The 19,122-nt window shown below is 62.3% G+C and carries 14 protein-coding genes, 1 tRNA gene and 2 pseudogenes; 11 read left to right on the top strand and 6 right to left on the bottom strand.

Translation table 11 applies throughout. The features are described from left to right. Positions 1-648: pseudogene (locus LDL37_RS13530) on the top strand (hypothetical protein); the annotation flags it as partial. A 614-nt stretch (positions 649-1,262) separates the two neighbouring features. Here the strand turns inward: LDL37_RS13530 and gltX are convergent. The 3 genes from gltX to LDL37_RS13515 form a co-directional block, all read right to left on the bottom strand. Next, positions 1,263-2,936: a glutamate--tRNA ligase gene (gene gltX, locus LDL37_RS13525; protein WP_290799272.1), complete on the bottom strand. Its 1,674-nt coding sequence runs from the start codon at positions 2,934-2,936 to the stop codon at positions 1,263-1,265. Between the two features lie 119 nt (positions 2,937-3,055). Further along, positions 3,056-3,132, bottom strand: a tRNA-Met gene (locus LDL37_RS13520). Positions 3,133-3,220: 88 nt separating this feature from the next. Continuing rightward, positions 3,221-4,249, bottom strand: a complete 1,029-nt coding sequence (locus LDL37_RS13515) for a glycosyltransferase (RefSeq protein WP_290799270.1) — start codon at positions 4,247-4,249, stop codon at positions 3,221-3,223. A 177-nt stretch (positions 4,250-4,426) separates the two neighbouring features. Between LDL37_RS13515 and LDL37_RS13510 the strand changes: the two genes are divergently transcribed. The 4 genes from LDL37_RS13510 to LDL37_RS13495 all read left to right on the top strand — a co-directional run bounded on the left by LDL37_RS13510 (position 4,427) and on the right by LDL37_RS13495 (position 7,620). After that, positions 4,427-4,918, top strand: coding sequence for an Lrp/AsnC family transcriptional regulator (locus LDL37_RS13510; protein WP_107877430.1), 492 nt, complete (start codon positions 4,427-4,429; stop codon positions 4,916-4,918). Positions 4,919-4,953: 35 nt separating this feature from the next. Beyond that, positions 4,954-6,216 (top strand): hypothetical protein, encoded by a 1,263-nt coding sequence (locus LDL37_RS13505; protein WP_290799266.1) that lies wholly within the window; start codon positions 4,954-4,956, stop codon positions 6,214-6,216. A 232-nt stretch (positions 6,217-6,448) separates the two neighbouring features. Then, positions 6,449-6,928 carry a hypothetical protein gene (locus tag LDL37_RS13500; RefSeq protein ID WP_290799264.1) on the top strand — a complete coding sequence of 160 codons (480 nt, stop codon included), beginning with the start codon at positions 6,449-6,451 and terminating at the stop codon, positions 6,926-6,928. Positions 6,929-7,116: 188 nt separating this feature from the next. After that, positions 7,117-7,620, top strand: a complete 504-nt coding sequence (locus LDL37_RS13495; RefSeq protein WP_290799262.1) for a helix-turn-helix domain-containing protein — start codon at positions 7,117-7,119, stop codon at positions 7,618-7,620. Here the strand turns inward: LDL37_RS13495 and mnmA are convergent. The 3 genes from mnmA to flgK all read right to left on the bottom strand — a co-directional run bounded on the left by mnmA (position 7,617) and on the right by flgK (position 12,252). Then, a complete protein-coding gene (gene mnmA / locus LDL37_RS13490; RefSeq protein ID WP_290799259.1) occupies positions 7,617-8,825 on the bottom strand; it encodes a tRNA 2-thiouridine(34) synthase MnmA in 1,209 nt (402 codons plus the stop codon). The two genes, LDL37_RS13495 and mnmA, sit on opposite strands and share 4 nt — an antisense overlap. A gap of 341 nt (positions 8,826-9,166) precedes the next feature. Beyond that, positions 9,167-10,084, bottom strand: a complete 918-nt coding sequence (locus tag LDL37_RS13485) for a flagellin (RefSeq protein WP_290799257.1) — start codon at positions 10,082-10,084, stop codon at positions 9,167-9,169. An 11-nt stretch (positions 10,085-10,095) separates the two neighbouring features. Then, positions 10,096-12,252 carry a flagellar hook-associated protein FlgK gene (gene flgK / locus LDL37_RS13480; RefSeq protein ID WP_290799255.1) on the bottom strand — a complete coding sequence of 719 codons (2,157 nt, stop codon included), beginning with the start codon at positions 12,250-12,252 and terminating at the stop codon, positions 10,096-10,098. Between the two features lie 418 nt (positions 12,253-12,670). Here flgK and LDL37_RS13475 point away from each other — a divergent pair, with 418 nt between their 5' ends. The 6 genes and pseudogenes from LDL37_RS13475 to LDL37_RS13450 all read left to right on the top strand — a co-directional run. Continuing rightward, positions 12,671-13,981: a flagellar hook-length control protein FliK gene (locus LDL37_RS13475; protein ID WP_290799253.1), complete on the top strand. Its 1,311-nt coding sequence runs from the start codon at positions 12,671-12,673 to the stop codon at positions 13,979-13,981. 9 nt (positions 13,982-13,990) lie between these two features. Continuing rightward, positions 13,991-14,668, top strand: a complete 678-nt coding sequence (locus LDL37_RS13470) for a flagellar hook capping FlgD N-terminal domain-containing protein (RefSeq protein ID WP_290799251.1) — start codon at positions 13,991-13,993, stop codon at positions 14,666-14,668. A 45-nt stretch (positions 14,669-14,713) separates the two neighbouring features. Then, a complete protein-coding gene (locus LDL37_RS13465) occupies positions 14,714-16,132 on the top strand; it encodes a flagellar hook protein FlgE (protein WP_290799249.1) in 1,419 nt (472 codons plus the stop codon). A 170-nt stretch (positions 16,133-16,302) separates the two neighbouring features. Beyond that, the gene (locus tag LDL37_RS13460; protein WP_013478113.1) at positions 16,303-16,584 is read left to right on the top strand and encodes a DUF1153 domain-containing protein; all 282 of its coding nucleotides are present in this window, start codon (positions 16,303-16,305) and stop codon (positions 16,582-16,584) included. Positions 16,585-16,862: 278 nt separating this feature from the next. Beyond that, the gene (gene fliF, locus LDL37_RS13455; RefSeq protein WP_290799247.1) at positions 16,863-18,548 is read left to right on the top strand and encodes a flagellar basal-body MS-ring/collar protein FliF; all 1,686 of its coding nucleotides are present in this window, start codon (positions 16,863-16,865) and stop codon (positions 18,546-18,548) included. 10 nt (positions 18,549-18,558) lie between these two features. Continuing rightward, positions 18,559-19,122: pseudogene (locus LDL37_RS13450) on the top strand (flagellar motor switch protein FliG); the annotation flags it as partial.

The following is a 19,122-nucleotide window of genomic DNA, read 5'->3' as shown; positions in this document are numbered from 1 at the left end:
CATCCTGTGGGCATGGCTTTGGACACGCACAGCACAGAGGAGAGACTAAGCCCGGAGGTTCGGCGCCGCCGTTTGCGCGCCTTTGCCGACCGGATGCTGCTGCGCGCTGAGGCTCTGGACGATCCCGAAGACATGCAAGGCGTTGAGCGCGCGGTGCGCGTGGCGGCGGTCATTGAGCGCATCTATAGCCGCTGCGACCGCGCCGAAACCCAGGCCCCTGATCCGCGCAAGCTGGAGGCCGAGCGGGCGCAGCACTACAACGAAGCGCTCAAGGCGCGCGTCTCATTGGCCGGAACGCTGAAGTGGGCGCAGGCGCGGCGCACCGAGCTGGGGCCGTGGTGGGAGGCGGCGAAACGCGAAGCCACCTCGCCCCGCCCTCAAGCCGACGCAGTGCCAGCGCCTGCGCCAAAAGGGGTTAAGCCTGAGGCGGCCAAGGTGGTTGATCGTCCCCTGCCTGTGCCGGGGGTGACGCCGATGGCGGGGGCTCAGGCGCCGGTGAGGGCTGCGGGGGCTGGGTTTCGTCCGAAAGCGCCCCTCGCTCCGGCGGCCCTGCCCGGTCTGACGCCGCAGCCGTCGAAAGCGGCGCAACTGGTGTCGCAATTGCGTCGGCAAGGGACGCAGACACAGCCCCCAACCGCCCCACCGTGAGTGGGGCCTGACGCGGGGTTTTGCAAATGTCAGCGGGTGGGTTTTGGGAAAGAAAGACCCCCCACCACCGCATCTCACCTGATGTCGCTACGCGCATCAGGCTCGTGCGGTCCCCCTCCCCAACAAGTTGGGGAGGTATAAGGGAGGTGTGAACCTTCCCCGCAACGCAGGGACCGAGGGCAAGAAAAGCCACCGTCCCGCGCCACCCGGACACCCGCCTGCCAACCTTGGGGGATCGCCCTTCCTTATACCTCCCCAGGTTACTGGGGAGGGGGACCGCACGAGCCTGTCTGAGCCTAAGCGAAGACAGGTGAGATGTGGTGGTGGGGGCTTTCTGAGTTTCAACACCGGCGTGGGCGGCGGGTTCGCATCACCCCACCCCCGCATCGCCTTCGCTGCGCTCAGTTGTGCGGTCCCCGGCACCGGCCGCCCGGCTCCCCGCACTGAAGTGCAGGGAGGTGTAAGGGAGGGAGATCTGACCGCGGGCGCTATAACCCAACAAGCCGGGAGGTATAAGGCAGGGTGGTTCCGTACATCGCTCCAAACAGGGGGACTCACCAAAAAGGCCCACCTTCGCGGGTGGGCCTTCCGGGGTGGCAATGTGTGTCAGACGACTACACGCGCGTCAGGCGTTTGATCACGCGGTCGCGTCCCATCGCGGCCATGACCTCATGCAGGTCGGGCGTTTGCGGCTGGCCCAGAAGCAGGACGCGGAAGATCTTGGCCACGTCGGCGACCGTGCCTTTGTAGAGTTCGGGGTTGCGCTTGTAATCGCCGGCCTTTTCGGCAAAGCCGCGCTCGCGGGCAATGGTCTTGACCTTATCGAACCACGCTTCCTTGCTGTCGGCCTCATCATAGACGCCCATGAAGTCGCTCACGATCTCACGCACCTCTTCGGCCGTGCGATTGCCCAGAACGCTCAGCGCGTCTTCGGCCGTGGAGGTAAATTCGGAGTCGAAGAAGGGCGCCATCAGGGCCCTGGCGTCCTGCCATTTGGCGATGTCCTTGCGCGCGTTCGGGCCGCCGCGCTCGATCGACAGGATGGCGGTGGCGTAGGCCTTTTCGGCCTCCAGCACCGCCGCAAAGGGGGCGTCATGCTGTTTGGCCCATTCGACGATCTGCGCATAGACTTCTTCGGCGCTCAGGCGGGCCACGATGTCGCGGCTGATGTTATCGAGCTTGGTGAAGTCGAACAGCGGTCCGTTGCTCTTGGCCAGACGCTCGAACGACAGCGGGAAGCTGCGGTAATCGGCGGTGGGGTTTTCCTTGCGCCAGTCTTCGAAATTGGAGTTGGCCAGGTTGAGCAGGTATTCGATCAGGGCGGCGGGCGGATAGCCGTGATCCATGAAGTAGATGACGCTGGCTTCCGGGTCCTTGCGCTTGCTCAGCTTGCGCTTGGACGACCCGTCCAGCTTGTTGATCGGCGCGATATGCGCATAGGTCGGCGGCGTCCAGCCCAGCGACTGGAACAGTTGCAGGTGCGTCGGCAGCGAGGCCAGCCACTCATCGCCGCGGATGACGTGGGTGGTGCGCATCAGGTGGTCATCGACGGCGTGGGCGAGGTGATAGGTCGGCAGGCGGTCGGACTTCATGATGACGATGTCCTGATCGCTTTCCGGGAAGGTGCGCTCACCGAAGATCAGATCGGTGACGGCGACCTTTTCGGCCGGATTGCCGGGCGAGCGGAAGCGGATCACATAGGGCTTGCCAGCCTTGAGGGCCTCAAGCGCCTCTTCCAGCGGCTTGTGACGCCAGATGGCCCAGTCGCCGTAATAGCCGGGGGCGACGCTGCGCAGTTGCTGGCGCGTGCGCAGTTCGTCCAGTTCTTCGGGCGAGCAGAAGCAGGGATAGGCCTTGCCCTCCTGCATCAGGTGGCGGACATAGGCCTGATAGAGGCTCATGCGGGCGCTTTGGGTATAGGGGCCATAGGCACCGTGCTCGACGCCCTGAACGTCGCGGCCTTCGTTTACGACGACGCCGAAGTGCTCAAAGGCGCTGGAGATAAAGTCCGTGGCGCCTTCGACCTCACGCTTCTTGTCGGTGTCTTCGATGCGCAGGAAGAAGACGCCGCCGCTTTGCTGCGCGAAACGTTCGGACAGCAGGCCGACATAGAGGGTGCCAATGTGCATCATGCCCGTCGGGCTGGGGCCGGCGCGGGTGACCATGGCCCCTTGCGGCAGGTCGCGCGGGGGGTAACGGGCTTCCAGCTCGGCCGGGGTCGGCAGGGCGTCCGGGAAGATCAGGTCGATCACTTCGGACAATAGCTCGGCATGGGGTGCAGGGGTCATGGGTTTCTAAAATCAAGAGGCGCAAAAAAGAGTTGGGGTAGTTACATCACATTCGACAGGATGGCTACCCGTGGCAGGGATGCGAGCGACAGCCATGCAGAGATTTTTGAAGGAGAAGGTGGTGGTTGGAGGCGGGATCGAACCGCCGACCTGCGGGTTATGAATCCGCCGCTCTAACCATCTGAGCTACCCAACCAGCCGGGTTTCCGCAGGCGGACAAAGGTCCACGCCTTGGGAAGGCGCCCGCTATATCCAAATTGAGCCGGGGGTTCAAGTGCGCTTTTTCAGTTTTCCGGGTGAAATGAGTTGATAAGGCTCTTGAGGCGCGCATGACCGGCGATCAGGCCGTAGGTTTCCAGCGCATGGGCCTGCGCGTGGCAGGCGCGGTCGAGTATGGGCAGCCAGTCCTGCAGGATGGCCTCAATGGCCTCGGCCAGAGCCTGCGGGTCTTCGGGCGGGATCAGGGTGGCCAGTTCGCCGTCCTGAAGGATATGGCGCGGCCCGTCGATGCGGGTGGAGACGATGGGGACGCCAGCGGCCATGGCTTCGGCCACCACCAGTCCGAAGGGCTCAACGCGCGACGACAGGACGAACAGGTCGAGCGACGCCACAAAGTCGCCTGCCGGTTCGATCCAGCCCGGAAGGGTGACGCGGTCTTCCAGCTTCAGTTCGGCGATCAGCGCCTCCAGCGCCGCCTTTTCCGGGCCGTCTCCGGCAATGAGCAGCGATACCTCGGCGCCGCGGTCGCGCAGAAGACCTGCGGCGCGGATCAGCACGTCAAAGCCTTTGTTGACATGCAGCCGCCCCAGCGAGCCGACACGCGGCGCATCGAGGGGAAAGGTCTTGACCGGGTGCATGACCAGCGGCGTGAAGTTTTCCAGCAGGTGCGTGTCCAGTCGCGGATAACGGGCGGTAATGGCGGCCTGAACGGCGGGCGACACGGCGATGGCGGCGCGCAGTTTGGTCAGGCCCGGCTTGAAGCGGAAATTGTGCACCACCCCCAGAGTCTGACGCCCCAGCCCCGCCAGCGGGTGCCCGGCCAGAGCGATGGCGCGGTTGCCGTGGGCGATGATCAGATCGGCCTGAAAGCGTTTGGCCAGCGCTTTCAGGCGCAAGGCCGCCAGCGGGTCACCGGTAAAGCCGCTGTTGAGGCGGGCGAACTGTGCGGGTTTGAGCTTTTCGGCCAGCACGCCTTTGGCGTGACCGATGCTCAGCACCTCAAAGCCTTCGGCCACCAGAGCCTCGTGATAGCGCACGGCCATGCTTTCCAGCCCGCCGCGTCCCTTGGCCAGCATCAGATTGATAATACGCATGAGCGGCTCCCTTTGCCCCGGTGTACTCCGGTGTGTGTGCCACGAAAAGGCCTCGCGCCCGAAAGGGACGGTTTTCTCGTCGCGCAGACGGTCAGTCAGCGGAATAAGGGTGGATTTTTTTGCACAATGCGCTTTTATGGAAATGACTTTTCACAAAATGCAGACGAGGGGGCAAAGGTGTCCGCTGATATCGACGAACTGGATGCGCGGATACTGACCCTGGTGCAGGAAGATGCCAACCTGTCGGTGGCGGAGATTGCCGAGAAGGTCAATCTGTCGCCCTCACCTTGCTGGCGGCGTCTGAAACGGCTGGAAGACATAGGCGTCATCCGCAAGCGCGTGACGTTGCTGGAGCCCGACCAACTGGGGCTGGGTTTTGAGGTCTATGCGGCGGTCAAGCTGTCTTTGCCGTCGCGCGAAAACCTCGAAGCCTTTGAGGCGCGGCTGGCCGAATGGCCGGAAATCGTCTCCTGCGCCACGGTGACCGGGCGTGAAGACTATATGCTGCGTATCGTGACGCGCGACATGCACGCCTATGACGACTTCATGCGCGACAAATTATTGGCCTCCGACCTCGTTTCCGCCATAGAAAGTCGTATCGTCATCCGCTCGGTGAAAACCACGACCGCCTTGCCGTTGAAACTTGTCGTCCCCGGAGCAGACGGTTAGGTTTTCGTCGGGTTGAATGGATGAGAGAGGACCGGATGAAGACGTCCCTGATCGCGTTGGCGGTATTGGCCGCGGTAATGGCGGGCCCCGCCGCCGCGCAAAAGATTGACCCGGCCTCTGACCTTGGCCGCTTTCATGCCCTGCGCGCCGAAGGCATGGCCGCCCTGCAGAAGGATGATCGTCAGACCGCGCTCGACCGCCTGACGCAGGCGGGGGAGATTTTGCCGGATTCGCCGTCGGTCCTGCTGCTGAAGGCGCAGGCGGCGCTGGAGCTGAAGCGCAAACCGGCGGCGCGGGCGGCGCTGATCGACTATCTGAAGCGGGGTCTGGTGCTCGATCTGGGGCGTTATCCGGAACTCAACGCGATCTGGGACGCCGATCTGGAATCGCTTCAGGCGGCCAATACGGCGCGCATCGGCAGCCTGAAGACGCTCAATCGCCTGACCGGCCTCACTCTGGTCGAAGGGGTGGCGGTGCTTGACGACGGGACGCTTCTGGCCACCAGCCTGCGCAACGGCGTCGTCGGGCCGCTCACCGACGCGGGCATAGACAAGCGCCTGTCGTTGCGGGCCGGTGTGGCCGCCAATGCCATCGCGGTCAGGGACGGCGTTCTGTGGGCCTCGACCTCGGCGTCGCGTCAGACCGTGGGCTATGCGCCCGATGCCAAAATTGTCTCCAAGCTGATCAAGGTCGATCTGGCCACGGGCAAGATACTGGCGCAGTTCGAAGACAAGCGGCCGGACCGTCGGCTGGCCGACCTGCATGCGGGTAAGGAAGACCTCTATGTGTCGGATGGCAATACGGGCGAGGTGCTGCGCCTGACCGGCTATCAGGGCAAGCTACAGGTGCTGATCCCCGAAGGCTATCTCGGCTCACCGCAGGGGCTTGTGGAGAATGCTGACGCCAGCGCGCTGATCGTCGCCGACTATGCGTCGGGGCTTTACCGCGTCGATCTGGGCAAGGGGACCCTGACGCGGCTGGTTGCGCCTGCGGGGGCGGCACTGCTGGGGATTGACGGACTATATCGCTACGGCAACGACCTGATTGCCGTACAAAACGGCTTTAAACCCAACCGTATCCTGCGCCTGCGGATGAGTGCCGACTGGAGCGCGGTGGAAAAGGCCGAGGTCCTGCTGCGCGGGCACCCCGACCTTGAGGAACCGAGCGGCGGTCAGGTGATCGGTGACCGCTTCGTCTTTGTGGCGCGCAGTCAGTGGTCGGAGTTTGACGATAAGGGCAATATCCGCCGCGATACCCCGGCTCCGGTGGTCATCGGCGAAATCCCGCTCAAGCCGTAAATCCGGACAAAGGACGTGCAACACGTCCCTGTACGGCACACACAGCGTTAACCGCGTTACGCCGGACGCACGAAAAACCTAATCGTCTCAATCCCGTGTTTGGTTAACGAAAGGTCTTTACCGCCGTTAACCTTTGTGGCAGTGGTTGGCACCGTTCCTGCTTAGAACAGGACAGGCAGCCACATCCTGTACCCATACGGGATAACAACGCTGCACACAGGCGGAGACGATGATGCGGGCACTGGCAATCGCGATGGTGGGTATGATGTTAGCGGGCACCGCCGGTGCCGCCGATCTGCGCACCGATGTGTCCAGGGCCCCCTTTAACGGTCTGTCCACCTCGCTCAAGGGCGACTTTGACGGCGATGGCCGTATCGACGACGTGGTGTTCAGCGCCGAAGAGGGCGACCGTCAGGCCGTCTATATGCGCCTCGGTCGTGGCGAAGAGGTCAAGATCATCAGCCTGGATGCGCGTCTGGCGGCTCAGGTGCAGCGTGCCCCGGCGGCGACCTATGCCGTCGATTGCGGCAGCTTTGCCGACCACTGCAATGGCGATATCGAAACGCATACCGACGGTCTGATCCTGTCTCTGGATGACGGCGTAACGGTACTGGTGCACTGGAACGGGCAAGCCTTCGATCAGGACTTTGTCCACAGTGATGAGGTGCGTTTAAGCCGCGCCGTGGCGACCCTGTTTGCCTTTAATCCGTAAGCAAAAACAATGCTCTGGTGCCTAAATACCGGCGCGTCTGAAATAGTCCCGTTTTTTAGATTTAATCGCATTCTCAGGCCTCCGTTAGCCCTGAATTTTAGGTTTTCATCAACCCACTGTCCGTAAGCCTTGGACATGGGGTGTGGCGACGTCATGGCTGATGTCGCACAGAAGAAAAGACACATATTATGGGACGATCGGCTGACTATTCCGGCGAAAGGTGCGCCATTGCGGCGGCCATAGACATCGTCGGAGAACCGTGGACCCTGCTCATCGTGCGCAATGCCTTTCTGGGGCATAGCCGCTTTGAGCAATGGCAAAAGAGCCTGGGCGTGGCGCGCAATGTGCTGGCGGCGCGGTTAAAGCGTCTGGTGGCGCTGGGCCTGATGCAGGCCGTGGTGTATTCCGAACGCCCGCTGCGCCACGAATATGTGCTGACCGAAAAGGGGCGCAGCCTCAAGGGCGTGCTGGTCGCGCTCTACGGATGGGGGCGTCAGCACGTCTATGATGACGACGATGGCCCCTTCTTTGAGCTGGTTCACGACGACTGCAAGGGCCTCTTTATCACCCAGCCCCAATGCGAGGCCTGCGGTGAGATGATCGGCGAACACAGTGTGCTGAAGGCGCGCGAAGACGGCCGGGGTATGACCCTGTCGGAACTCTATGCCCGCAAAGGTATCGCTGTGGATTAAACCGCAAACTCTATGGCGCGGGTGCGTTCAATAAAGCCGCCGCCCAGCACGCGGTCCTCGTCCGCCGGATCATAGAGGACGCAGGCCTGACCGGGGGCGACGCCTTCTTCCGAAGCGTCAAATACCACCTCGACCTGACCCTCATGCAGGTTAAGCCGCGCCGGGACCGGCGGGCGGGTCGAACGCACGCGCGCCAGCACCGGCAGTTGGGCGGCGGCGGCGGTTTCCAGCGTCTCGTGATCGCCCAGCCAGTTGGTTTCCTTCATGACGAGGGCAGCCGTGTTCAGGGCTTCACGCGGGCCGACGATAACCCGGCGCGTCTCGGCATCGAGCTTGATGACAAACAAGGGCTCGCCCACGGCGATATTGAGCCCGCGCCGCTGGCCAATCGTATAGCCGGTAATGCCCTGATGCCGCCCCAGAACGCGCCCGTCGAGGTGCACGATGTCGCCCGCTTCGCGGCCCTGCGGACGCAGCCGGTCGATCAGGGTGGTGTACTTGCCTTCGGGCACGAAGCAGATGTCCTGCGAATCCGGCTTGGCGGCGACGTTGAGCCCCATCTGACGGGCAATGTCGCGCACCTGCGGCTTGGGGATATCGGCCAGCGGAAAGCGCAGGAAATCGAGCTGTTCGCGCGTGGTAGCGAACAGGAAATAGGACTGGTCGCGGTTGCGATCGACGGCGCGGCGCAGTTCGGCGCGGTTGCCTGTATCGCGGCGTTCGACATAGTGGCCGGTGGCCATGGCCTCAGCCCCCAGATCGCGGGCGACGTCCAGCAGGTCGCGGAACTTGACCGTCTGGTTGCAGCGGATGCACGGCACCGGGGTTTCGCCGCGCAGATAGGAGTCGGCAAACTCCTCGATCACTGAGTCCTTGAAGCGGCTCTCATAGTCCAGCACGTAGTGGGCAATACCGATCTTTTCGGCGGCGATGCGGGCGTCGTGGATGTCCTGCCCGGCACAGCAGGCGCCGGTCTTTTTCAGCGCCTGTCCGTGGTCGTAAAGCTGAAGCGTGACGCCAATCACCTCATAGCCAGCGGCGTGCAAAAGGGCGGCGGCGACCGACGAATCCACCCCGCCTGACATGGCCGCGACGACGCGCGCGCCTTGCGGCAGGCCGACGCTGTGGCGCACGCGCGCAATCGCTTCGCCCAGATCGGCGGTATCAAAAACAGGCACAGGGCAGGCAGGTACAGACGCGGTCATGGCTCGCTAAATAAGGCTTTTGCCACCAAAAGAGTAGGGGGCGGTGCAACTATTTGAGCGGAATGATTATAGAAATCATTCCGCTCAAAACAGAAGGCCCCGCCGGAAGACGGGGCCTTTTTGCTTTCATCCCGAATGGGCGGCTCAGGCGCGGATGCGAAGGCTTTGGGGCGACGATCCGGCGGGAGGGCGTCCCGGGTTTTCATCTCAAGGCCTTCAGACCCAGGCGTGAACGGCGCAACATTCAGATGGCCCCGCGCGGGGTCTTTGGATGTGGCTGACCACGTCCTTATAATAGACCCTGCGGCCTTGTGGATAAATTCACAAAGCGGTGAGCGCGCCTATCTCAGCAGGTCGAGCAGGGACACCGACTTGAGATTGGCCACCACCTGCGACGCCGCCTGCACCGTCAGGTCCGCCTGTTCCAGCTTGGTATAGGCGTCGGCCATGTTGATATCGGTCTTGTTCGAGATGAGATTGCTCAGGCTGCTTTCCTGACCTTCCAGCGATTTCAGGGTGTTTTCGACGCGATTCTGGAACGTACCGTTGAGCGCCGTATGGTCCACCATCTTGGTATAGGCGGCATTCATGCGTGTCGCGAAGCCCTGAAGCGTGGCCTGCTGCGCATCGGTCATGGTGCCCTGCATGGGGGCATTGGCATCGATAAAGGCCTTCATTTCGCGAAAGAGGGTGACGCCTTCGTCGCCAATTTCGCTGGCCAGCATACCGGTTTGCAGGGTGGTGGTGGCGTCGATCTTTGAGGCTTTTTTCACGCTGCCATTCTTGAAGGTATCGGCCACAGCCGTCGCGGCCAGATCATTCAGCGAAGTGGCCGCCAGCGGGGCTTCGCCCTCATTGCCGCCGCCGAACAGGTAGGTCCCCTGATGTTTGTAGTTCAGGCCGTCGGCAAAGGCCATATAGCTCGATTGCAGCACGGTGGTCAGCCCATCCAGCGACTTGCTGGCGATGGCGTCCATAATCCCGTCCTTGCCGGTAGCAATGCCGTCGCTGGCGCGTTCCAGCGCGATATTCTGGCTGTCGAGGCGGTCAGACACGCTTTGCGCCACCTGGCTGTAACCGGTGATGCGTTCCAGCGATGACTGATAGGCGGCGATGATTTCCGCCCCGCGGCCATAGCCGGCGTAGTCGGTCGCCACCTTTTGCGTCGATAGCTGATTATTGGCCTCGTCCTTGCGGATTTGCGCCTGCATGAGGTTCGACAGGGCATTGCCCCACATCTGACCGGTAGAGATACGCATGTTTATTTACCTCAGAACATTCTGAACAGGACATCGTACATCTCCTTCGCCGCCTGAATGAGGCGCGAGGAGGCCGAATAGGCCTGCTGATAGGTGGTCAGGTTGATCAGTTCCTCATCGAGGTTGACGCCTTCGGCGGCGCTGCGACGTGAGGTGGCTTCGGCGGCGAGGGCGTTGGCCCCGTCCATGCGCGACTTGGCCGTCGCGGCGGTGGCCCCCACCTGTCCGGCGAGGTCGGCGGCATAGCGGGTGAGGGTCGAGCTACCGCCCGCATTGGTCCCGGCGGCCTTGAAGGTGACGCTTTTGGTGGCGATGGCCGCCAGACGCTGAGCCCCGCTGCCGTCCCCGGCCACCAGCGCCGGTGTTCCCGAAGCCGCCGAAAGGTTCAGCGTCGCCATCGACAGACGATCGAGATTGTTGGCGATGGTCGGGTCGAGCGCCAGGCTATCCGTGCGTTCGGCCGCCAGCCCGCCCAGCCCGAACATCTGGCTGAACGAGGCGCCGGTGCCAAGGCGCGTGGTGGAGTCTTCGGCTATACCCAGGCTGTTGGCCGGATTGCCAAAGCCGCGGAAGGTCAGTTCGCCCGAGGTGCTGAGCGAGAAGGTGCCATAACGGCCCAGCCCGCTGGAGGTGTCGTTCAGCGTATTGACGAGATCCGTCATAGTACCGCCCGCCGGGAAGGCGATGTCCACGGTTTGCACGCGCGACCCAGAGCTGTTCATCACGTTGAACGTCACGCTGCCGCTGTCGAAGCCGTGGGCAGAGCTGGCCGTCAGGCCGGTGGCGTAGTCGAAGGGCACGTCGCTGCGCACCAGATCGTTCAGGCCGAAAAAGTGCGAGAAGCCCTTGCCGTTTTTCAGGGCCGGGCTGGTCGGGTCGTCGCCGATGGCCACGCCATAGGTGCTGTTGGTGGCGGCGAAGCTCAGCTTGCCGTCGGCGAAGCTGAGGGCTGCGGTGCCATTCAGGGCCGTATTGATCTGCGACAGCAGGGTCGAGTCGGAGGTCAGGACCGCCGTCCCGCCATTGATCGACACCTGGCTGTTGCCGGAGGCGTCGCGGCTGAAGGTCAGGGCGACCTGGCTGGCAATTTTGTTGGTGTTGTCGAGCACGGTCAGACTGGTCGTGCCGCTGCCTGTACCGGCGGCATTGGCAAAGCCGTTGAGGGCCTCGGCCAGGGTCTGGTTCATCGCCTTGCCCGTCAGCGAGTTCGGGGCAGGCACGGCGGAGGCGGCGTTGTGCGCGGCATTGAGCTGATCGGCATAGACCGACATATATTCTGACAGTTGCGCGCTGACGGCGCTGGACTCTTTATCGCGCACGTCCAGAAGCCCGCGCAGTTCACCGGACTTGATATGCTCGGAGAAATCACGCTTTTCGCCGTTCGGACCGGTGACGATGATCGGGTTGAAGTTCGTCGCGGCGGTGACGGGGTTGGTCGGTTGATAGGACAGGGCCGCCCGCTGATCGCCTGCCAGCACCATGCCTGAGGTGGTGCGGACCGTCACGCCGCCATTGCTGTTGGTGCTGACCTCGACGTCGATCAGCTTTGACAGTTCGTCGATATAGCCCGTCTGTTTGGTCTGCGCCCCCGACGCGTCGCTGCCGTTGACATTGGCCTGCGAAATGGTCGGATTGAGGTCTGAAATGTTTTTGATCAGGTCATTGATTGCCTTGATCGTCGTGGCGACGCGGCTGTCGGCATTGGCGCGGGCGTTCTGGATTTCTCCGGAAATGCGCTGGCTCTCGTCGAAAAAGCTTTCAAGCGCCGACAGCACTTCCTGACGCGCCGCGCTGGACGCCGGGGTTTCCGCCGCGGTGCCGGCGGCCGACAGGGCCTTGTCGCCCAGATTGAACAGGCCATTCTTGTCGGTCAGGTCGCCAAACTGCGACTGAATCTGGTCGAACAGATCGTGGAAAACCTCGGCCTGCGAAGCGGAAGAATTGGCCCGCACGGCCGCCTGTTGCAGATATTTGTCGGCGGCCAGCATGACCTGACCGGCCATCACACCCGCTCCCTGAGAGCCGATGACGCTGGCCTGCTGGGTGCCCACCTTGCGGATATAGCCCGGTGTATTGACGTTCGAGATATTGTCCGAAACGACGCGCAACTGGCTTTGCGCCGTCATCAGGCCGGAGGCACCGATATTGAGGATCGAGTTGAGCGACATGATCAGGCCTCCCGCTGAGGCGGTTTAGGCAAGCCTTGCCCGACGAGCGGCAGAATTTGCCGTCCTTTTCGGACCAGGGTGAAAAATTTATTCATACTTTTCATTGACTTGCTTTTTTCCGCGCGCGGCGCAATGCGTAAACTAAAAGTAAGGTTTCAAATAGGATGCCACTCTGATCTGGCGGTTCTGGCAGGCGGCAGAGAGTGCGCGTCCCCCGGCAAGTTTGTTCCGGCTGCGGGGGCATCGTCCCGGCAAAATACGCCGGGCGCTATTTATTAAAATCAATAAAAACAATTATTTATAATTTGGCATGACCTTTGCGATCAACGGATGACGATGTCCGGACGCAAAAGGCGTTCGCCTGATCTCAGCCGCAGCCCCTGAACGGAGGCGACGGCCCTCAGCGAAGATTTTCCTTTTGTCCGCAGACCTGCTGCCTTCGAATGCGACCCCTCTGCCGAGCGCCCCCATGGTGGCGACGGGTGGCACGGCTGCGGCCTCTGCCGAGGCGGAGGCGACGCTCGCGACTCTGTTCACGCAGGCTTTGGCGGCGGTGCAACCCGACGAAGCCGGGCCGCTGCCGCAAACCGTGTCTTCGGAAACCGCTGACGATACGCCGGAGCCGGCAAAAGGGACGGGGGAGCTGAGCCCCGACCTGCTGGCCGCGCTGCTGGGGCAGCAAGCGCCTCAGCCCGTGGTCACGGCCGCCCAGCCCGCCTCTGCGCAAACCGTAGTCGCCGAGGCGCTGGCTGCGACCACCGTGCCTCAGGTATTGGGCGAAGGGACGCAGGCCGCGCCAGCGCTTCAGGCCGCGCCAACGCCCGCCGCTGCGGCCTCGGCGTCAGCCTCCCCCCTCGTCAAGGGCGCGGTGGCGCTGCCCCTGCCGACCCTGACCGGAGAGGCCACACCTCAGACAACGGATGAGGGGACCGAAGACACAGCGTCCGATGAGCTGAAGCCGACGTCCGATAAGGACACAACCGCTGAAACCTCGGTGACGTCGGCGACGAAGGCCGAGGCCCGGTCTTTGTCCGACACTTTGCAAACCCTGTCCGGTGCGCTGAAGGGCGCCTCAGAGACCAGCGCCTCACCGACGACGACGGCACAGGCCCAGCCGCCCTCACAGGCCGCCAATCCGGCGCTCACGCAAATTCAGGCCCAGACCCTGCCGCAAAATGACAGTGGGGTGCGTTTCACGCCGCCCGCGCCGACGCCGCAGGACACCGTCCGCACCTATAGCCAGTCGGCACACGCCGCCGAAAACATCGCCGCCCTCAGCGCCCAGATCACGCGGCGACTGGGCAGCAAATCGACCAGCTTCGATATGGAACTGCGCCCCACCGACATGGGTAAGGTCGAGGTGAAGCTGGAAATCGCCCACGACGGCAAGCTGACGGCGCATCTGCGTTTCGACAGCCCGGTGGCCGAGAGCGAGTTCAAGGGCCGTCAGGACGATCTGCGTCGCCAACTGGAGCAGGCGGGCTTTCAGATGGATGACGCCTCGCTGAGCTTTACCTCCGGCGATCAGGGGCGCGGTCGTCAGTACACGGCCTCGCAATCGTCCGACTACGAATTAACGGTGCCGGAGGCCGATACCACGGTCGCCGATGCCCATACCCTCATCGACGCGCAGCTTATGGCCGCGTCTGCCGATCCCGCCTTTTATGCCCGCCTGTCTGCCGATGGTTACGGCCCGGCGCGTACCCTTTCGCTCAGTTTGCTCGTGTAAGGAACTGTCATGGTCACGTCTGTATCCAATACGTCCGGCACGAATACCAGCGGGACATCCTCCACCGCCTCAACGACCGGTGGGCTGGCCACCACCTATGAGACCTTTCTGGGTCTGCTGACGGCGCAGATAAAGAATCAGGACCCGCTGTCGCCGATGGATTCCACACAATGGACGAACCAGCTTGTCCAGTACACCAGCGTCGAACAGCAACTGAAAGCCAACGAGTATCTGAAGTCGCTGGTGGGCCTCGGGGCGGGCAATGTGGCCAATTCGGTCAATATGATCGGCAAGACCGCCGTGGCCGATATCGACACCCAGACCTTCAAGGACAAGCCGCTCACCTGGCATTACGAACTGGCCAACTCGGCGTCACAGGTGGATGTCGAGGTGCTCGATGCCGACGGCAAGACCGTCTGGAAAGGCACCTCTGACCAGCTGAACAAGGGTGACAACAGCTTCACCTGGGACGGCAAGGATTCGACCGGCGCCACGGTGAAGGAGGGCAATTACACGCTCAAGGTCACCGCCACCGGGGCCAATGGCACGACCATTTCCAATGCCGTTTCCGTTCAGCAGCGTGTCGATGCCACCGAACTGATCAATGGCGAGATCGTCCTGCGTATGGGCTACTCGCTGATCCCCATGTCTTACGTCACCGGCGTGCGTGAAACCGCCGATGCCTGATCCCGTCCTCTCCCTTTCCCTGCGTTTTTGTCTGGAGACTGAACTATGAGCCTGAGCGCCTCCATGCAGGCCGGCGTTGCCGGTCTGGCCTCCAATTCCAATGCCCTGTCGGCGATTTCCAACAATATCGCCAACTCCAACACCACCGCCTATAAGCGCGTGCGCACGGATTTTCAGTCGATCGTCACGGCGTCCTCCACGCCCACGGGCTATAATGCCGGCGGGGTGTCCTCAACGACCCGTCACATGATCTCGACGCTCGGCACCCTGCAAAAGGCGTCGAGCCAGCTCGATCTCGGGATCGACGGTCAGGGCTTCTTCATCACCACACAGTCGTCCGTTCCGAGCGCCGAAGACGCCCGCGTCTTTACCCGCGACGGCTCCTTCTTTGCCGATGAAGACGGCTATCTGCGCAACGCCTCGAACCTCTATCTTCAGGGATGGCCCATCGCGGCGGGCGGCAGCCCCACCCTGTCGGCGGCGGACCTCAGCCAGTTGCGCACCATCAATGTCGAAAACATCGCGGCGCAGATCGAACCGACCACGTTTGCGGAAATTGTCGGCAATCTGAACGCCAATCAGGCGGTTTCGGATCGTGCCGATGAATACGCGGCCAGCCCGACCACCCTGCCGATGGCGGCCTACGACGCCTCTGCCCCGGATACGACCACCTCCACGCGCCCGGACTATGAAATCACCATTCCGGTCTCGGACAGTCAGGGCGGCGAGCGCAAGCTGACCGTTTCGATGATCAAGCTGGCTGCGAACCCGGACGCGACGCCGCCCATCGCCGCCAATACCTGGGCCTATGAAGTCTGGTCGCCGGATGTGAAGGACTCGACCGTGACACCGGCGACCCCCGCCTCCACCAACGGGATCGTCTCACGCGGGCGTCTGGTCTATAATTCGTCGGGCAAGCTGAGCGATATTCAGGACTCGACGGGTGCCTCCACGGGTTCCACCGCGCTGAACCTCAGCTTCAACTGGAACAGCGCCATCGGCGTCGCCGCTCAGACGGTGAAGGTCGAATTCAATGGCGAGCAAGGCGGGCTGACGCAGCTCAACTCCGCCAGCACCAATCGCGTTGATGCCAATGGCACGCCGTTTTCTGGTCTCGACAAGGTGCAGATCTCGAAAGAGGGGCTGGTCACGGCGATCTTCAAGAACGGATCGACGCGCGACATCGCGCAACTGGCTCTGGCGACCTTCGTCAATGCCGACGGCCTGACGCCGGTGTCGGGTAATGCCTACACCGTCTCCAATGACTCCGGTCCCCTGACGCTGAAGGTGCCGGGCGTTTCCGGGGCGGGTCTGCTGGGGGTGGGGACGCTTGAGGCCTCAGACGTCGATCTGTCCGAAGAATTTACCAACCTGATCGTCACGCAACGCGCTTATTCGGCAAATTCCAGAACGATCACCACGGCCGATGAGATGATGCAAGAGTTGCTAAACATCAAGCGCTAAGTATTGAGTTTGATTAACTTGTAATAACGAGCGGTAAAGCATGGTGAATGGAGTGTTAATATCCTGATCTGCCGTTATTAGTAATATATTTACTAAGGCAATTAAGCGGATATTAGATTCCATGCGTTATCTTGCCATCCATGGTGATGGTAAGAAAGGCGTGAAGAATCATGCTGCAAGAACAACGCCGCGATAGCAAAGGCGAAAAATACGTGATTGGACCAACCGGTGCCAAATTAACCCTGAACGACCTGCCGCCGCCGGGAACGGAGCGTTGGGTCATTCGGCGCAAGGCCGAAGTCGTGGCCGCTGTGCGCGGGGGCTTGCTGACCTTCGAAGAGGCCTGCGAACGCTATGGCATTACCTCCGAGGAATTCCTCGGCTGGCAGAAGGCGATCGACAGCCACGGTATGGCGGGTTTGCGCACCACGCGCATCCAGCAGTACCGTTAACCTCATTGCGTTTCGTAACCGAAACGCAATGTATGGAATCGTCAAATCCAGGCCCTGAGCGTTTTCCGATATACGGAAAACGCTCTGAGTCTTTTTAATGCGGCCCTTCGCCTGGATTTGGCATCTTGGCTAAGAGCTTCGCCTGTGGCGAAGCGCAAATTAAGAATTTACCCGTTTACCCGATCCCTTAACGGCTCGTTTACGCTTCACTGGGAAATTACTGCCTAGTGACCCGCAAACGGGTCCGTAGTTGTGTCTGATGGCAGGGTATCGGGGTCGTGGATTTCCTCAAACAGTTTGGGCTTAGCCGTCTGGCCGTCATTATCGGCGTGTCTATCGGTGTGGCTGCCGTGCTGGCGGCGATTGCGCTGAACATGACGGGCAAGCCGCAGGCGCTGCTCTATTCCAATCTGGATCTGAAAGAAGCCTCTGAAATCACCGCCGCGCTCGATCAGGCGGGGATCAAGTATCAGGCCAAGGGCGACGGTTCGACCCTGATGGTGGACCGCGACACGGTGGGGGAAACCCGCCTGATGTTGGCCTCCAAGGGGCTGCCGACAGCCGGTTCCGTGGGATATGAGCTGTTCGACAAGGCCCCGGCGCTGGGCCAGACCGAATTTGTGCAGAACCTCAACAACCAGCGCGCCCTCGAAGGCGAACTGGCGCGCACCATCGCCTCGTTGAAAGGCATCAATTCGGCGCGCGTGCACCTCGTCATGCCCAAGCGTGAACTGTTTCAGGAAGAGGCGGCAGCCCCCACGGCTTCGGTCGTGGTGGGGCTGAGCAATACGGAACTGAGCGGCGAACAGGTACGCGCCATCCGCAATCTGGTCGCGGGTGCGGTGCCGAACCTCAAGGCCAATGCGGTGACGCTGGTCGATGACAAGAACCGTCTGCTGGCGGCCGGTGGCGAAGATGACAACCTGCTGGGGGCCGGAGGGGCCGAGCGCAAGACCGAGATCGAGGAAACCCTGCGCAAGCGGGTGAAGGATATTGTCGAAGGCGTGGTCGGCCCCGGCGCGGCGCGCGTGACGGTGACGGCCGACCTCGACCTCAACTCGCTGACGCGCGAACAAACGCAGTATGACCCTGACGGTCAGGTGGTGCGCTCAACCCGCACGGACACTTCGACCGATTCGTCTACCGACAACGCCAATAACGGCACGGTGACGGCGCAGGCCAATATCCCCGGCGGCGCGGCGGCCCCCGGACAAGGCGCGACGGGTAATCAGAGTGAGACGACCGGCGAACTGACCAACTACGAAATCTCCAACACCAAAACGACCGAAGTCATCGCGCCGGGCGCCATAAAGAAGCTGGCCGTGGCGGTGGTGGTCGATGGCACCTGGACACCGGCCGCCGATGGCAAGTCGCCCCCGACCTATGCTCCGCGCTCGGCGCAGGACATGCAGCAGATCGAGGAGCTGGTCCGTGCCGCCATCGGCTATACGGATCAGACGGCGACCAACCCCAATGGCCGCAAGGATGAGCTTAAGGTCACCAATATCCGCTTTGCGCGTGATGCGGCGGGTCTGGGCGGCACGGCGGCTTCGGCGGGCATGTTTGATTTCACCAAGGACGACATCGTGACGGCCATTCAGTGGCTGATCCTGCTGGTGGTGGCGCTGCTGGTGCTGTTCTTCGTCGCCCGTCCGCTGCTGAAATTCGTCAATAACGGCGCGGTGGCAGGGCCGGGCGGTGTGCCGGCTCTGGCCGGTGCAGGTGGCCCGGTTCAGATGGTGATGGGGGCCGATGGGGTGCCGGTCGCCGTGCCCGCCGGGGCGCTGGACTATCAGGGCGCGCCGGGCACCGGACTGGCGCTTTCGCCGGTCGATAGCCGCATAGATATTGCCAAGATCGAAGGTCAGGTGAAGGCCTCATCGGTCAAGCGCGTATCGGAATTCGTGGAACGCCACCCGGAAGAATCGATCTCGATTCTGCGGTCGTGGCTGCACGACAGTTAAGGCGTAACCTATGGCGAAGAACATCATAGACGACCCCAAACGACTGAACGGCGTGGAAAAAGCCGCCGTGGTCATGCTGGCGCTCGGCGAAGAGCATACCGAGCTGTGGCGTCAGCTCGACGAGGAAGAGATCAAGGAAATCTCTCAGGCCATGTCGTCGCTCGGCACCGTGTCCTCGAACGTGGTCGAAGAACTGCTGGTCGAATTCGTCTCGGGTCTGTCCAATTCCGGCACCATCATGGGGTCTTACGAACAGACCCAGCGCCTGCTGCAATCCTTCCTGCCGTCGGACAAGGTCGATGCCCTGATGGAGGAAATCCGCGGTCCGGCCGGTCGCACCATGTGGGACAAGCTGGGCAACGTCAACGAAGCGGTGCTGGCCAACTATCTGAAGAACGAATACCCGCAGACGGTCGCCGTCGTGCTGTCGAAGATCAAGTCCGACCACGCGGCGCGCGTCCTGTCGGCCCTGCCCGAAGACTTTGCGCTGGAATGCGTGCAGCGGATGCTGCGCATGGAGCCGGTGCAGCGCGAAATCCTCGACAAGATCGAACAGACTCTGCGCGTCGAGTTC

This window comes from Asticcacaulis sp., from assembly GCF_020217185.1.
In the GTDB taxonomy this organism is placed as follows: domain Bacteria; phylum Pseudomonadota; class Alphaproteobacteria; order Caulobacterales; family Caulobacteraceae; genus Asticcacaulis.
Note: the sequence above shows the minus strand (reverse complement) of the source record. Positions and strands in the feature narration are given on the sequence as shown.

Coding starts and splice junctions, on each gene's coding strand:
- LDL37_RS13460 (WP_013478113.1), top strand. CDS start 16,303: ATGCTGCAAGAACAACGCCGCGATAGCAAAGGCGAAAAATACGTGATT.
- mnmA (WP_290799259.1), bottom strand. CDS start 8,825: ATGACCGCGTCTGTACCTGCCTGCCCTGTGCCTGTTTTTGATACCGCC.
- LDL37_RS13500 (WP_290799264.1), top strand. CDS start 6,449: ATGCGGGCACTGGCAATCGCGATGGTGGGTATGATGTTAGCGGGCACC.
- flgK (WP_290799255.1), bottom strand. CDS start 12,252: ATGTCGCTCAACTCGATCCTCAATATCGGTGCCTCCGGCCTGATGACG.
- LDL37_RS13505 (WP_290799266.1), top strand. CDS start 4,954: ATGAAGACGTCCCTGATCGCGTTGGCGGTATTGGCCGCGGTAATGGCG.
- LDL37_RS13495 (WP_290799262.1), top strand. CDS start 7,117: ATGGGACGATCGGCTGACTATTCCGGCGAAAGGTGCGCCATTGCGGCG.
- LDL37_RS13485 (WP_290799257.1), bottom strand. CDS start 10,084: ATGCGTATCTCTACCGGTCAGATGTGGGGCAATGCCCTGTCGAACCTC.
- LDL37_RS13515 (WP_290799270.1), bottom strand. CDS start 4,249: ATGCGTATTATCAATCTGATGCTGGCCAAGGGACGCGGCGGGCTGGAA.
- LDL37_RS13470 (WP_290799251.1), top strand. CDS start 13,991: ATGGTCACGTCTGTATCCAATACGTCCGGCACGAATACCAGCGGGACA.
- gltX (WP_290799272.1), bottom strand. CDS start 2,936: ATGACCCCTGCACCCCATGCCGAGCTATTGTCCGAAGTGATCGACCTG.
- LDL37_RS13465 (WP_290799249.1), top strand. CDS start 14,714: ATGAGCCTGAGCGCCTCCATGCAGGCCGGCGTTGCCGGTCTGGCCTCC.